Source organism: Catellatospora sp. KI3, assembly GCF_029948125.1.
Taxonomy (GTDB): domain Bacteria; phylum Actinomycetota; class Actinomycetes; order Mycobacteriales; family Micromonosporaceae; genus Catellatospora.
The window spans coordinates 34,161-48,822 of the sequence record NZ_JASAMB010000018.1 but is presented as its reverse complement, the minus strand read 5'-3'; the positions used below and the strand labels follow the sequence as shown (position 1 = coordinate 48,822).

Below are 14,662 nucleotides of genomic sequence, written 5' to 3'. Positions count from 1 at the left end.
GGTGGAACGTCAGAGGGCGGCCAAGGAGCGGACGTAGTTGACCTGGGCGTGCAGGTGTGCGATCACCCGCTGGTCGCCCACCGGGATGCGTACCACGTAGTGCTGTCCCGCGTTGGCGATCGAGATCTGCACCGACCCCTCGTACGTGGTCTCCTTCACGAGCAGGAACAGCAGGCTGAGGAAGCACAGCAGGAAGAACAGCAGGATGGCGCAGACCACCGCCCACGCCGGGATGCGCTGCCGGCTGTGGAACTGGTCGTTGACCGTCCACTGCGACCCGCGCAGCGGGATCTCCCCGGCCGGCGTGATGATCGTCGTCGCGGTGACCGCGACCTCCCCGAGCTGCACCAGCACGGGCCCGCCCGCCCCGATCCGCACCGGCGCGGGCGCCGCGGACGGCAGCCGCAGCCGGGGCGGGGCGGGCGGCGTCACCGGGGGCATGGGCGGCGTGGGCGCAGTCGCGGCGGCTCTCCCGACCGACGGCATCGGCGGGGTGCCGGCGGCGGCTCCCTCGACAGGCTGCAGGCGCGTGGGCGCGATGCCCGTCGGGTCCGGCGGCCGCATCCGCACCGTCGGCTGGGCGGGCGGGGGCTCCGGCACGGCGGCCCGGCCCGACGGGACGGGCGGCACGGCCGGTTCGGGCACCTCGGCGGTGGCCCGTACGCCGAAGCCGGCCAGCGGCTCGGTCGGCAGCGGCAGCGTCGGCGGCATGAACGGGTTCGGCCGGTCCGCTTCGGGCTGATCGGGCTGCTCGTCGGTCACCACCGCACCATAGCGTTCACGCGCCCGCCCCACAGCCGTCGCATCCGCCGGCGCCCCCGCCCGCTGGTCGAGGACCGTGGTTAAGAAGGGGCCCTTCTACTACGGAAAGCGATTGGAAGGGTCCCTTCCTTACGTCAGGGAGGGGGTGGTGGGGGTGGTTTCGCGGCGGTCTTTGCGGATGAGGAGGGCCACGCCGACCAGGGCGCCGACGGAGAAGATCCACCACTGGACGGCGTACCCGAGGTTGAGCCAGGCGTTCTCGTGGCTGACGGGGATCGGCACGAGGCCCTGGGCCCCGGGGGTGTCGCCGTCGGCGAGGATGTACGCCCCGAGCACCGGGTACGGCAGCTTCGCCGAGATGGGGCCGACTGCCGCGCGGCGGGTCTCCCAGCGGCCGAAGCGCTGCTCGATGGCGCCGGGGGAGGACTCGCTCAGGTGGACGCGGCCGACGACGGTGACCGTGCCGGACGGGGCGGCGGGCACGTCGGGGGCGGCGGTGATGCCCTGCGGGTTGGGCTTGACCCAGCCGCGGTTGACCAGCAGCGCCGTACCGTCGGCCAGGCGCAGCGGCGTCAGCACCTCGTAGCCGACCTCGCCCTCGACGGTGCGGTTGCGCAGCAGGATCTCCTGGGCGGGGTCGTACTGCCCGGTGGCGGTGACCCGGGTCCAGGCGTGGTCGTCGCCGGGGGCGGTGCCGGGCGGGCCGAGTATGTCGCGCACCGGCGCGGGGGCGACCACGGTGCTGGCGTCGATGCGGTCGTTGACGGCCGAGCGCAGCTCGTACCGGCTCCACTGCCAGCGGCCGAGCAGCACCATCACGAAGGATGCGAGCAGGGCGGCGAGGAGGATTCCCAGCCAGCGGGGGGTCAGGAGGGAGCGCACCCGGGCAGTCTACGGGTATGCCCGAGTTGTGAGTTCTATCACGCCCAAACGGCTGACCCGACACTCAGGCGACCGTATGGTGCACCAGGTATGGTGCAACTTCGAGTCGCCCCGGGCGCTCTACCTGATGCAGGTACGCCAAGGGCAGGCGCGCCACCCCCGACGATGGAGTCATGCATGTCGAGCCTATTGACCGCAGGTGTGGCCGGGCGAGGCAATCTCGCCATCCGCCGTTTCCCGACGCTCACGGTGCAGACGCCGCGGCTGGACGTGCGGCCGCTGACCGCCGCCGACGCCGATCCGGTGACCGACATCTTCGCTGACAAGCAGACGCAGCGCTGGCTGCCGTTCCCGCAGGAGTTCGGCGAGATCGAGGGCCGGTCCTGGTGCACCGAGATGGCCGCGGAGCGGCGCGACAGCGGCATGGGCGACCACTACGGCGTCGTACGGCGCGAGGACCAGCAGCTGGTCGGGTGCCTGTGGACCAAGCGCACCGACTGGGTGGGGCGGGTCACCGAGATCTCGTACGCGGTGTCGCCGGACGCGCGCGGCCTGGGCATCGCGCCGGAGGCGGTGGACGTGCTGGCCCTGGCGCTGGTGCTGGAGCACGGCTTCCAGCGCATCGAGCTGCGGGTCGCGCCGGGCAACACCGCCTCGCGGCGGGTGGCGGAGAAGGCGGGCTTCACCTACGAGGGCCTGCTGCGCAACGCGGGCTACGTGCACAGCGGCCGGGTCGACCTGGAAGTGTGGTCCATAGTCGCCGCCGACCTGCGCTGACATACGCCGAAGGGGCGCCCCGATGACCCGGGGCGCCCCTTCGGCGTCGCTGCTACTTGGAGCCGAGGATCGAGTCCGGCGGCGGGGTGAACTGCTTGACCGGCTTGCCCTCCAGCGCGTCGCGCAGGGTGTACGAGACGGTCTCGATCGGCTTCCAGGAGTTCCAGTCACCGGTCACGTGGAACGGGTTGTCCGGGTCGGCCATGAAGCTCGCCGCGGCCAGCTCCTTGGTGAAGCCGACGAACCAGGCCGCGCGGGTGTCGTCGGTGGTGCCGGTCTTGCCCGCCACCGGCCGCTTGACCATGCCGTACACGCCGGGGGCGGTGGACCAGTTGCCGCAGGAGCCCTTGGCGGCGCCGTACCCGGTGACGCAGCGCATGGCGTCGGTGGCGGCGCGGGCCACCGCCTTGGTGACCTCCTGGCGGCAGCGGGGCGTGGCCACGGGGACCTGCTTGCCCTTGACGTCCATCATGGCCGGGCTGCCGTCGGGGTTGGTGATCCCGATGACCGGCAGCGCCTCGCAGTACTTGCCCTCGGCCGCCATGGTCGCGTACGCGTTGGCCATCTCCAGCGGGGTGGTGTCGGCGACGCCCAGGGTGAACGAGCCCCAGCTCTTGGCCTTGGCCGGGGACGCCTGCAGCTTGTCGATGTCGGTACGCCAGTGCAGGCCCAGCCGCTCGGCCATGCGGACCGCCTTGTCCGCGCCGACCTTCTGCTCCAGCTGTACGAAGTAGGTGTTGACCGACTTGCCGAAGCCCGACCACATCGCGTGCTTGCCGGTCATCGCGCCGCTGGCGTTGACCGGGCACCAGTGGCCGCCGCCGCAGGAGCCGCGCTCGCCCCAGCCCGCGAAGTAGATGGAGCGGTAGCGGTGCGGGGCGTAGAACCAGGTGTTCATCTTCAGGCCCGCGTCGAGCGCCGCCACCATCGTGAAGATCTTGAACGTGGAGCCGGCCTGGTAGCCGGGCAGGTTGCCGCCGCCCAGCAGCGGGTTCACCGTGTTCGGGTAGTTGCCCTTGATCTTGCCGGCGCGCAGCGGGTCGGTGTGCGTGCCGTTGTTGGCCTGGTCCAGCGAGTAGTTGCGGTTGACCGCCATCGCCTTGACCAGCCCGGTGCCGGGCTGCACCACGACCTCGCCGAGGGCGTACGAGCTGCCGATGGGCTGGCGCTTGGTGACGTGGTCCATCGCGATGTCCTGGACCTTCGGGTCCAGCGAGGTGACGATCTTGTAGCCGCCGCGGCGCAGGTTGTCCTCGCGCTCACCTGGGTTGGCCCCGAAGGCGGGCTGCGAGATCCACCAGTTCTTGAACATGTCGCAGAAGAAGCCCCAGCTGTTGTGGGCCGCCGACACCGAGGTGCAGTCGTTCGGCGGATCAGTGATCTTGAGGCTGATCGGCTCCTTCTTCGTCTTCTCCGCCACGTCGGGGGTGATGTAGTTCAGCTCGCGCATCCGGTCGATCACGTAGTTGCGCCGCTGGGTCGCCGCGCTGCGGTCGGTGCCCGCCGGGTCGTACGCCGAGGGCGCCTTGACCAGGCCCGCCAGGGTCGCCGCCTCGGCCAGGGTGAGGTCTGCGGGCAGCTTGGAGAAGAAGATCTGCGACGCGGCGAAGATGCCGTACGCGCGGTGGCCGAAGTACGCCACGTTGAGGTACCGCTCCAGGATGTCGATCTTCGACATCTGCTGCTCCAGCTTGATCGCGAGGCGGGCCTCGCGGATCTTGCGGAGGCTGGTCTGCTCGGTCGCCGCCATGACCTCGCTGGGGGTCTGCGCGCCGTCGCGCAGCGCCATCCGGACGTACTGCATCGTCAGGGTCGAGGCGCCCTGCGACACCTCGCCCGCGGTGTGGTTGGCCACGAACGCACGCGCGATGCCCTTCGCGTCGACGCCGTTGTGCTGGTAGAACCGCCCGTCCTCACTGGCCACGATCGCCTTCTGGATGTTCTCCGAGATGTCGGCGATGGGGGCGTACTTGCGGTGCTCCTCGTAGAAGAGCGTGATCAGGGTCTTGCCGTCGGCGGCGTACACGTAGCTCGTCTGCGCCGGCGGCACGGTCTTGAGCTGCGACGGCAGTGAGTCGTAGAAATCGGCGCCGGCCTTGACGCCGAGGCCGCCCACCGCGGCCAGTGGGTAGGTGACCGCGGCGACGACGACGCCCGCGATCAGCCCGGATCGCATGATCGGCCCGAATCGTCCCGTGGCGGAAAGGGCCTCTTTGAGGCGGCTGAGCGGCTTCACCCCATAAAAGTAGAACAGCGTCCCCTTTATCCGGATTCAAAGCGGTAAAAGACGCGGCGTTTTCTGCCCCCGAGTCGGCAAGGCGACACGGGACGTGATGAGCTGACGGAGTGACGAGTGAGCTACTGGGGCTAACGATCGAGTCGGTGCGTCCGCTCGACGCCGCCGCGATCGAGCAGGCCCGCGCGCTGCAGGCCCGGCTGACCAAGCCCGCGGGCAGCCTGGGCGCGCTGGAGGAGCTGTCCGAGCGCCTCGCCGGGCTCGCCGGGGTCTGCCCGCCGCCGCTGCTCGAACCCGCCCAGCTGGCGATCTTCGCGGGCGACCACGGCGTACACGCGCAGGGGGTCACGCCCTGGCCGCAGGTGGTGACCGCGCAGATGGTCGGCAACTTCCTGGCCGGCGGCGCCGCCGTCAACGCGCTGGCCCGCCAGGCCGGGGTCCAGGTCACCGTGGTCGACGTCGGCGTCGCCGCCGACGTGCCGCCCGCCGGCGGGCTCATCCCGGCCAAGGTCCGCGCGGGCACCCGGGACATGACCGTCGAGCCCGCGCTCACCCGCGCCGAGACCACCGCCGCGTTGGAGGTGGGCATCCAGATCGCGCACCGGCTCATCGACGGCGGCGCCCGCATCCTGCTCACCGGCGACATGGGCATCGCCAACACCACCGCCTCGGCCGCGCTCATCGCCGCGTTCACCGGCCGCGAGCCGGGCCTGGTCACCGGGTACGGCACCGGCATCGACGCGCCGACCCACCTGCGCAAGGTCGAGGTCATCGGCAAGGCGCTCAGCCTGCACGCCCACCTCTGGCAGGGCGAACCGGCCCGGGACCCGATCGCGGTGCTCGGCGCGGTCGGCGGGCTGGAGCACGCGGCGCTGGCCGGGTACATCCTGGGCGCGGCGTCGCGGCGGGTGCCGGTGATCCTCGACGGGGTGATCGCGGCCGCCGCCGCGCTGGCCGCCGCGGCGCTCGCCCCCGGCAGCCGGGATGCGATGATCGCGGGGCACCGCTCGGTCGAGCCGGGCGCCGACGTCGCGCTGACGCGGCTGGAGTTGGCACCCCTGCTCGACCTGGGCCTGCGACTGGGCGAGGGCACCGGCGCCGTGCTCGCCTATCCGGTGGTGGCCGCTGCGGTACGCGTACTGCACGAGATGGCCACCTTCGACAGCATCGACATCGCCCCCGCGGCCTGACCTCTCACCATCCGCCGGCACCGAGCCGACCCGCTTCGTTCGCAACTCGTAAACGAAGGTGAACACGGGTCGGCGGCGTCGGCGGGACGCTTGAGTGGCGGGCGGGCGCGGCCGGGCGAGGCAAGGGGTGGACGTGTCTGAGTTGTACCCACTGGGGTTGCGGTTGGACGGGCTGCCGGTGCTGGTGGTCGGCGGCGGCGCCGTCGCCACGCGGCGCGTGCCCGCGCTGCTGGCGGCCGGGGCCCGCGTGCGGCTGGTCGCGCCGGAGCTGACCCCGGCGCTGCACGGGCTGGCCGACGCCGGGCGCCTGGAGTGGGCGCGGCGCGCCTTCACCGAGGACGACGTCGAGGGCGCGTGGCTGGTCCAGGTCGCCGTCGACGATCCGGAGGCGGCCCAGCGGGTCTCGGCCGCCGCGGCGGCGCGGCGCGTCTTCTGCGTACGGGCCGACGACCGGCACGCCGCCACCGCGTGGACCCCCGCCGTGGCCAGGCACGGCACCGTCACCGTGGCGGTGCTCGCCGGGGGCGAGCCGAAGAAGGCGATGTCGGTGCGCGACCGGGTGGCCGGGCTGCTGGCCACCGACACCGAGACCGTGTCGGAGTCGTACCGGGGCACGGTCGCCCTGGTCGGCGGCGGTCCCGGCGACCCGGAGCTGATCACGGTCAAGGGCCGCCGCCTGCTGGCCGCCGCCGACGTGGTGGTGGCCGACCGGCTCGCGCCCGGCCTGCTGCTGGACGAGCTGCGGCCCGAGGTCGAGCTGGTCGACGTGGCGAAGCTGCCCTACGGCCCGGCCGCGCAGCAGGAGGAGATCAACCGCATCCTGGTCGAGGGCGCCAAGGGCGGGAAGTTCGTGGTCCGGCTCAAGGGCGGCGACCCGTACGTCTTCGGCCGAGGCGGCGAGGAGGTGCTGGCCTGCGCCGAGGCGGGCGTCCCGGTGACCGTCGTGCCCGGTGTGACCAGCGCGATCTCCGTCCCGGCCGCCGCCGGGGTGCCGGTCACCCACCGCCGGGTGGCGCACGAGTTCACCGTGATCAGCGGGCACATCCCGCCGGACCACCCGGACTCGCTGGTCGACTGGCCCGCGCTGGCCCGCATGCGCGGCACGCTGGTGCTGCTGATGGGCCTGAAGAACCTGCCCGCGATCACCGCGACGCTGCTGGCGCACGGGCGGCCCGCCGACACCCCGGCCGCGCTCGTGCAGGAGGGCACCACCGCCCACCAGCAGGCCGTCCGCGGCACCCTGGCCGAGCTGCCGAGCCTGGCCGAGGGCTTCCGCCCGCCCGCGATCGTCGTCATCGGCGATGTCGTCGGCGTGCTGCCCGCCTGATCACTCGCCCTGGTAGAGCCGGACCAGGTCGACCAGGACCACGTCCTCGCGGGGCCCGGCGGCGGCGGTGAGGGCGGCCGTGAACCCGGCCCGGCTGAACAGCATCAGCCGGACGGGTTCCGGCGTGGCCTCGGCGGGCAGCATGGTGCGCAGGTGCTCCAGCCGCTCCAGCTCCGCGACGCCGACCGGGCCCGTCGTGGCCTTCGCCTCGCCGACGGCCACGATGCGGTCGGCCTGGTTGGGGCGCGCCTCCCAGACCACCGCGTCCAGCTCGTGGCCGGTCTGGTGGCTGCGGCAGGCGAGCTGGCTGGGCAGCACCCGGCTGGCCACCCCGCCCAGCGTCTCGGGCGAGGCGTGCCACAGGCACCACTGCCGGGCCAGGTCCTCGAAGTGCGGCCCGAAGATCTTCGACTGGACGGTGCCCGCGTTGCGGGCCCACACGTCGGCGGCGCGGCCGCCTACGAGTTCGGCCTCGTGCCGCGCGCTGATCAGCTGGTACAGCCGGACCACGGGTTCGGTGATGCGGTAGACGGTGCGCCGGTGGCGCAGCGCGTCGTCCACCGCCTCGACCAGTCCGATGTCCTGCAGCCCGTCGAGCAGGTGCGCCAGCGAGGTGGCGGGCCGGCCGAGGTCGGCGGCGATCTCGCTGCGCCGCACGTGGCCCGCGCTCAGCGCGGTCAGGATCGCCGCGTACGACGTCGGGTCGGCGATGGACGGGTCCTCGCGCAGCAGCAGGCTGCCCTCGCGGAACATGGCCGAGGCGGGGTTGATGATCCGCCGCTGCACCCACCGGTCGAAGTCGGCCCGGTCGCGCGGCCCGGCCCCGCCGCTCATCTCCAGGTACGCCGGGGTCCCGCCGACCAGCGCGTGCACCTTGAACGCCAGCTCCGGATCGTCCAGGCGCCAGAACGCGGCCGCCTCCCGGTAGCCGAACGGCCGCACCACCAGCTCCAGCACCGCCCGGCCGCGCAGCGGGGCGCTGGCGCTGAGCAGGGTCGCCATCGTGGTCAGCGCGCTGCCGCAGAGGATCAGCCGCGCCTGGGTGTACTGCTTGGCGCGGCCCAGCGGGCTGAGGGTCTGCTGCAGGTAGGACGGCAGGCCGGGCGAGGACGCCACCAGGTAGGGGAACTCGTCGAGGATGACGGGGCACGGGCTGTCCGCGCCGAGTCGCACCAGCTCGTCGAGCGCTTCGGGCCAGCTCCCCAGCGCCAGCGGGGCGCCCAGGCCGCGATGGTCGGCGATGGCGCGGCCGAGGTCGGCCAGGTTCTGGTGCTCGCTCTGCTGGGTGGCGCCGAAGAAGAAGCCGCCGGTCTGCCGGGCCAGCAGCTCCAGCATCAGGGTCTTGCCCTGGCGGCGGCGGCCGTAGACCAGCCCGAGCGTGGCGCCGGTGACCTGCGCCGAGACGAAGTCGGCCAGCTCGTCCCACTCGGTGACCCGGCCGTGCAGCTGCTGCGGCTTATCGATCTCCATGGCGTCTCCCACAGTTATAGCTGCACCTATAATAGGCACAGCTATAACTTCGGACAACGCAGGTGCGTTAAGAAGGGCCCCTTCTACCTCGCAAAGCGATAAGAAGGGGCCCTTCCTTACCTCAGGGCTACTTCGAGAGGAGCTGGGCGCAGCGGATCAGGCCCAGGTGGCTGTAGGCCTGCGGGTGGTTGCCCAGCCCGCGCTCCAGGTCCGGGTCGTACTGCTCGGGCAGCAGGCCGGTCGGGCCGGCCGTGGCCAGCATCTGGTCGTACAGCTCCTCGGCGTCGGCGCGGCGGCCGGTGCGCAGGTACGCCTCGATCAGCCACGCCGTGCAGATGTGGAAGCCGCCCTCCTTGCCGGGCATGCCGTCATCCCACTTGTACCGGTACACCACCGGTCCCGAGCGCAGCTCGGCCTCGACCGCGAGCACCGTGTCCAGGAAGCGCGGGTCGTCGTCGGCGAGCAGGCCGGACAGGCCGATCCACAGGCTGGACGCGTCCATCTCCGGGAACCCGTACGCCACCGTGTACGCCTTGGTGCCCTCGTGCCAGCCCTGGTGCAGCACGTTCTCGGCGATCCGGTCGCGCAGCTCGACCCACTCGGGCCGCTCCTCGTTGGTGTGCCGCTCCAGCACCTTCAGGCCCCGGTCCACCGTCATCCAGGACATGACCTTGGAGTACACGTGGTGCCGCGGTGGCAGGCGCGCCTCCCAGATGCCGTGATCAGGCTCGTGCCAGCGCTGGCTGACCGCCTGCACCATCGCCTCCATGACCCGCCACTCCTCGTGGCGGATCTTGCCCCGGCGGTCGGCGACCGCCATCAGCACGTCGGCGACCGGCCCGAACACGTCGAGCTGGAGCTGCTTGTTGGCGGCGTTGCCGACCCGGACCGGGCGCGAGCCCGCGTACCCGGGCAGGCTCTCGATCACGGCCTCGGGGCCGAGCTCGTACCCGTCGACGGTGTAGAGCGGGTGCAGCCGCTCCGGGTGCCCGCCGGTGCGCTCGACGACGCCGTCGACCCAGCGCAGGAACGACTCGGCCTCGGTCAGCGAGCCCAGCTCGACCAGCGCCTTGACCGTCATCGCGCCGTCGCGCAGCCAGCAGAAGCGGTAGTCCCAGTTGCGGATGCCGCCCAGCGTCTCCGGCAGCGAGGTGGTGGCCGCCGCGATGACGCCGCCGCCCTCGAAGTGGCACAGGCCGCGCAGCGTCAGCGCGCTGCGCAGCACCACGTCCCGCTCGCTGCCGGTGGGCAGCTCCAGCGAGTTGGCCCACTCGCGCCACGGCTGCTCGACCGCCTCCAGGCGGTCGGTGGTGCTGCGCGGGTGCGGGGTGAGGTCGTGGCTGCGCATGCGCATCTCCAGCAGCGCCTCACCGCCGAGCTTGGCCAGGTCGATCACCGCGCGGGCGGTGTCGTGCCCGCCGTCGTCGACCACGTCCCACTCCACGCCGGGGGAGTACAGGCTCAGGTGCTCGCTGGTGCCGAGCACCAGCAGGCCGTCGCTGAGCGCCTGCAGCTGCACCGGCACCTGCCCGAACTCCGGCCGGGGCGCGAACTCGACCCGCACCACGGTGTTGCCGGACAGCCGCCGCATCAGGCTGTCGCCCTCGAGCCAGTCGGTCACGGTCAGGCCGGACCAGCGGGTCTCGATGGTCATCGTGCCGTTGCGGTAGCGCTGGCCCAGCGGGTGGCCGCCGCGCTGCGGGCCCACGCTGAAGTGGCCGGCCGGGGCGCCGCCGAGCAGGTCGGCGAAGATCGCCGCCGAGTCCGGGCGCGGGTGGCACAGCCAGCTCATCCGGGCGTCCGGGCTGATCAGCGCGACGGTACGGCCGTCGGCCAGCATCGAGTGGCGCTCGATCGGCACCGCCCGCTCGCCGAACAGCCAGTTGCGCCGGGTGTCCAGCAGCAGCCCCAGGATGCGCACCGCCTGCAGCGGGTCCTGCACCCGGTGCCCGGCGGCCGTCTCGCCCGAGCCCACCTTCACGCCGATGTCCTTGCCGGACAGGCTGCGGAACGCGTTCTCGTCGGTGACGTCGTCGCCCATGAACAGCACCGCGCCGGCCGAGACCTGGCGGCGCAGCTCGTCGATGGCGGTGCCCTTGTGCGAGGCGAGCACCGACAGTTCGAGGACCTCCTTGCCCTCGGTGGTGTGCACGCCGGGCCAGGCGGCCGGGCCGCAGCGCACCGCGTCGGTGATCGCCGAGGCGACCGGGCGGGAGGCGGTACGCAGGTGCACCGCGATGCTGGCGGGCTTGTTCTCCAGCCGTACGCCCGGGTGGGCGGCGGCGATGCGCTCCAGCTCGTGCTGCAGGCGGGTGCGCAGCTCGACCTGGTCAGGGGCCAGGCGCTGCACGAAGCCGACGTCGAACTCGGAGCCGTGGCTGCCGACCAGATGGACCTCGCTGGGCAGCCGCGACAGCGCGGCCAGATCCCGCAACGCCCGGCCGGAGACCACCGCGACGGTGGTCTGCGGCAGCGTGGCCAGCGATCGCAGCGCGGCGACCGCCTCGGGCAGCGGCGCGGCCGCGGCCGGGTCCTCCACGATCGGCGCCAGTGTGCCGTCGTAGTCGCACGCCACCAGCAGTTGCGGCACCCGGGCCAGCTTGCTGAGGGCGGAGCGGAGGGCGGGGTCGAAACCGTCGCGGTCTAGATCGACGGTGGTGCCCAGGGTCATGTTGTGGCTCCCAGTTCGGTCAGGAAGTCGGACGCCCAGCGCGCCACGTCATGCCGCCGCAGATGCCGCTGCATGACGCCGATCCGGCGCCGGGCCTCGTGCTGGTCGACGGTGACCGCCCGCATCAGGGCATCCTTGACCGCGTCCAAGTCGTGCGGGTTGCACAGGAACGCCTGCCGCATCTCGCCCGCCGCGCCGGCGAACTCGCTCAGCACGAGCGCCCCACCGTGGTCGAGGCGGGCTGCGACATACTCCTTGGCCACCAGGTTCATGCCGTCCCGCAGCGGAGTCACCATCATCACGTCGGCCGCGCAGTAGAGTGCGGCCAGCTCACTGCGACTGTACGACTGGTGCAGGTAATGGACGGCAGGCACGCCGACACGGCCGAAATCACCGTTGATCCGGCCCACCTCCCGCTCCACCTTGATCCGCAGTGCCTGGTAGTGCTCGACCCGTTCGCGGCTGGGCGTGGCGACCTGGACCATGACCGATTCCGGCACGGTCAGCTTCCCCGCGGCCAGCAGCTCCCGGTACGCCTTGAGCCGGTGCTCGATGCCCTTGGTGTAGTCGAGCCGGTCCACGCCGAGGATGACCGTCTTCGGGTCGCCCAGTTCGGCGCGGATCTGCCTGGCCCGCTCGCGCACGAGCGGGTTGTCGGCGAGCCGTTCCATCTCGCCGACGTCGATGCTGATCGGGAACGCGTCCGCCTTGACCTGGCGGCCCTCGTACTCGATCACGTTGCCGTGGTACGGCGTGCCGAGCAGGTGCTTGGCCAGCCGGAGGAAGTTCTGCGCCGCCAGCCGCTGCTGGAACCCGACCAGGTCGGCGCCGAGCAGCCCCCGCAGCACCTCGGCCCGCTGCGGCAGCTGCATGAACAGCTCGATCGGCGGGAACGGGATGTGCAGGAAGAACCCGATCTTGAGGTCGGGGCGCAGCTCCCGCAGCATCGCGGGGACCAGCTGGAGCTGGTAGTCCTGCACCCAGACGGTGGCACCGGGGGCGGCCACGGCCGCGGCGGCCTCGGCGTAGCGCCGGTTGACCACGCGGTACGCCTCCCGCCAGCGCCGCCGGAACGCCGGCGGCTCGACGTTGTCGTGGTACAGCGGCCAGATGGTCGCGTTGGACTGCCCCTCGTAGTACCGCTCGAGGTCGTCCTCTGACAGCGGGACGGGGTGGATGTTGATCCCGTCCAGCTCGAACGGCTCCGGAGCGACCTCGCCGGGCGTGCCCGCCCAGCCGATCCAGGTGCCGTGGTGCTCGACGAGGACGGGGTGCAGGGCGGTCACGAGTCCGCCGGGGCTGCGTCGCCACCGGCGCTGCTGATCCCCGGTGCCGGTTACCCGGCCCCCGGGGGTGTCGTTGGGGACTTCGTCCACAGGGAGCCGGTTGGCAACCACGACAAACGGGCTGCGATCGACCATCGCGGCCTCTCCTCCGATCGGTTGACCGTTGGCCATCCTTTGAGACTACTGGCGCAATCCGGAAGATGGATCATCGGCACGGTGATGACCGCAATACGTCGCGATAATCCCAGCGGGGGACATTGATCACAACCCACCCGATGCGGAGGTCGCCCCGGTGGCCTGGGATGATGGAGCGGAAGTCTGTCTGAAGGGGGTTGGCCCACCCGTGGCCCAGTTCATATACACGCTCGAAAAGGCGCGCAAGGCACACGGCGACAAGGTTGTGCTGGACAACGTCACGCTCAACTTCCTGCCCGGTGCCAAGATCGGCGTGGTCGGCCCGAACGGCGCGGGTAAGTCCAGCCTTCTGCGCATCATGGCTGGTCAGGACATTCCCAGCAACGGCGAGGCCCGGCTCATGCCGGGGTACACCGTCGGCATGGTGGCCCAGGAGCCCCGGCTCGACGAGTCACTCACCGTGCTGGAGAACATCGAGCTGGCCGTCGCCGCGACCAAGGCCAAGCTCGCCCGGTTCAACGAGATCGCCGAGCTGATGGCGACCGACTACTCCGACGCGCTCATGGACGAGATGGGCAGGCTCCAGGAGGAGCTGGACCACTCGGACGCCTGGGACCTCGACTCCAAGCTCGAGCAGGCCATGGACGCGCTGCGCTGCCCGGAGCCCGACCTGCCGGTCGGCCCGCTCTCGGGTGGCGAGAAGCGCCGCGTGGCGCTGTGCAAGGTGCTGCTGGAGCAGCCCGACCTGCTGCTGCTGGACGAGCCCACCAACCACCTGGACGCGGAGAGCGTGCTGTGGCTGGAGCAGCACCTGGCCAAGTACCCGGGCACCGTCATCGCCATCACCCACGACCGCTACTTCCTCGACAACGTGGCGCAGTGGATCCTGGAGCTCGACCGCGGCCGGGCGTACCCGTACGAGGGCAACTACTCCACCTACCTGGAGAAGAAGGCGCAGCGTCTGGGGGTCGAGGGCCGCAAGGACGCCAAGATGAAGAAGCGGCTGTCCGAGGAGCTGGAGTGGGTCCGCTCCAACGCCAAGGCCCGCCAGACCAAGTCCCGGGCGCGACTGGACCGCTACGAGGAGATGGCCGCCGAGGCGGAGAAGACCCGCAAGCTCGACTTCGAGGAGATCCAGATCCCGCCGGGCGGGCGACTGGGCAACACGGTCATCGAGGTCAAGGGCCTGAAGAAGGGCTTCGACGAGCGCGTGCTCATCGACGACCTTTCCTTCTCGCTGCCGCGCAACGGCATCGTGGGGATCATCGGTCCGAACGGTGTCGGAAAGACGACTTTGTTCAAGACCATCGTGGGGCTGGAGAAGCCGGACGACGGCTCTGTCAAGGTCGGGGAGACCGTCAACCTGTCCTATGTGGACCAGAACCGGGCCGGTCTCGACAGCGGCAAGTCGGTCTGGGAGGTCGTCTCCGACGGCCTGGACTACCTGATGGTCGGCAAGGTCGAGATGCCGTCGCGGGCGTACGTCGCCGCGTTCGGCTTCAAGGGGCCGGACCAGCAGAAGCCGGTCAACGTGCTGTCCGGTGGCGAGCGTAACCGCCTCAACCTGGCGCTCACCCTCAAGATCGGCGGCAACGTGCTGCTGCTCGACGAGCCCACCAACGACCTCGACGTGGAGACCCTGTCGAGCCTGGAGAACGCGCTGCTGGAGTTCCCCGGCTGCGCCGTGGTCATCTCCCACGACCGCATGTTCCTCGACCGCGTCGCCACCCACATCCTCGCGTGGGAGGGCACCGACGAGGACGAGTCGAAGTGGTTCTGGTTCGAGGGCAACTTCGAGGCGTACGAGAAGAACAAGATCGACCGCCTCGGCATCGAGGCCGCCCGTCCGCACCGGGTCACCCACCGCAGGCTGACCCGGGACTGACGAAGATCCACCAGGTCGCCCGGCGGTCACGACCGCCGGGC

10 protein-coding genes are annotated in these 14,662 nt (G+C 71.6%); 4 read left to right on the top strand and 6 right to left on the bottom strand.

The features are described from left to right. Positions 1–9: 9 nt before the first annotated feature. A complete protein-coding gene (locus QEZ54_RS25655) occupies positions 10–762 on the bottom strand; it encodes a hypothetical protein (RefSeq protein ID WP_281307271.1) in 753 nt (250 codons plus the stop codon). Positions 763–891: 129 nt separating this feature from the next. Further along, a complete protein-coding gene (locus QEZ54_RS25650) occupies positions 892–1,644 on the bottom strand; it encodes an SURF1 family protein (RefSeq protein ID WP_281307270.1) in 753 nt (250 codons plus the stop codon). 177 nt (positions 1,645–1,821) lie between these two features. On the opposite strand from QEZ54_RS25650, the gene QEZ54_RS25645 reads away from it, so the two are divergent. Further along, complete coding sequence (locus QEZ54_RS25645; RefSeq protein WP_281307269.1) at positions 1,822–2,421, top strand: GNAT family protein; 600 nt, start codon at positions 1,822–1,824, stop codon at positions 2,419–2,421. Between the two features lie 52 nt (positions 2,422–2,473). Here the strand turns inward: QEZ54_RS25645 and QEZ54_RS25640 are convergent, their stop codons facing one another. Continuing rightward, positions 2,474–4,597 (bottom strand): transglycosylase domain-containing protein, encoded by a 2,124-nt coding sequence (locus tag QEZ54_RS25640; RefSeq protein WP_281307268.1) that lies wholly within the window; start codon positions 4,595–4,597, stop codon positions 2,474–2,476. A gap of 170 nt (positions 4,598–4,767) precedes the next feature. Here QEZ54_RS25640 and cobT point away from each other — a divergent pair, with 170 nt between their 5' ends. Further along, positions 4,768–5,847 (top strand): nicotinate-nucleotide--dimethylbenzimidazole phosphoribosyltransferase, encoded by a 1,080-nt coding sequence (gene cobT / locus QEZ54_RS25635; RefSeq protein WP_281307267.1) that lies wholly within the window; start codon positions 4,768–4,770, stop codon positions 5,845–5,847. 133 nt (positions 5,848–5,980) lie between these two features. Next, on the top strand, positions 5,981–7,174 hold the full coding sequence (cobA, locus tag QEZ54_RS25630; RefSeq protein WP_281307266.1) for a uroporphyrinogen-III C-methyltransferase: 1,194 nt from the start codon (positions 5,981–5,983) through the stop codon (positions 7,172–7,174). On the opposite strand, the gene QEZ54_RS25625 is transcribed toward cobA, so the two are convergent. The 3 genes from QEZ54_RS25625 to QEZ54_RS25615 all read right to left on the bottom strand — a co-directional run bounded on the left by QEZ54_RS25625 (position 7,175) and on the right by QEZ54_RS25615 (position 12,736). Next, positions 7,175–8,644, bottom strand: coding sequence for an ATP-binding protein (locus tag QEZ54_RS25625; RefSeq protein WP_281307265.1), 1,470 nt, complete (start codon positions 8,642–8,644; stop codon positions 7,175–7,177). It abuts the gene before it with no gap. Between the two features lie 127 nt (positions 8,645–8,771). Then, the gene (otsB, locus tag QEZ54_RS25620) at positions 8,772–11,315 is read right to left on the bottom strand and encodes a trehalose-phosphatase (RefSeq protein ID WP_281307264.1); all 2,544 of its coding nucleotides are present in this window, start codon (positions 11,313–11,315) and stop codon (positions 8,772–8,774) included. After that, positions 11,312–12,736 carry a trehalose-6-phosphate synthase gene (locus tag QEZ54_RS25615; RefSeq protein ID WP_281307263.1) on the bottom strand — a complete coding sequence of 475 codons (1,425 nt, stop codon included), beginning with the start codon at positions 12,734–12,736 and terminating at the stop codon, positions 11,312–11,314. Before QEZ54_RS25615 ends, otsB begins: the two co-directional genes overlap by 4 nt. 208 nt (positions 12,737–12,944) lie before the next feature. On the opposite strand from QEZ54_RS25615, the gene ettA reads away from it, so the two are divergent. Continuing rightward, positions 12,945–14,621 (top strand): energy-dependent translational throttle protein EttA, encoded by a 1,677-nt coding sequence (ettA, locus tag QEZ54_RS25610; RefSeq protein ID WP_281307262.1) that lies wholly within the window; start codon positions 12,945–12,947, stop codon positions 14,619–14,621. Positions 14,622–14,662: the final 41 nt, after the last annotated feature.

Bases quoted from the DNA above. Each gene is read 5' to 3' on its own strand.
- QEZ54_RS25640 (WP_281307268.1), bottom strand. From the start codon at position 4,597: ATGCGATCCGGGCTGATCGCGGGCGTCGTCGTCGCCGCGGTCACCTAC.
- otsB (WP_281307264.1), bottom strand. From the start codon at position 11,315: ATGACCCTGGGCACCACCGTCGATCTAGACCGCGACGGTTTCGACCCC.
- QEZ54_RS25625 (WP_281307265.1), bottom strand. From the start codon at position 8,644: ATGGAGATCGATAAGCCGCAGCAGCTGCACGGCCGGGTCACCGAGTGG.
- QEZ54_RS25645 (WP_281307269.1), top strand. From the start codon at position 1,822: ATGTCGAGCCTATTGACCGCAGGTGTGGCCGGGCGAGGCAATCTCGCC.
- QEZ54_RS25615 (WP_281307263.1), bottom strand. From the start codon at position 12,736: ATGGTCGATCGCAGCCCGTTTGTCGTGGTTGCCAACCGGCTCCCTGTG.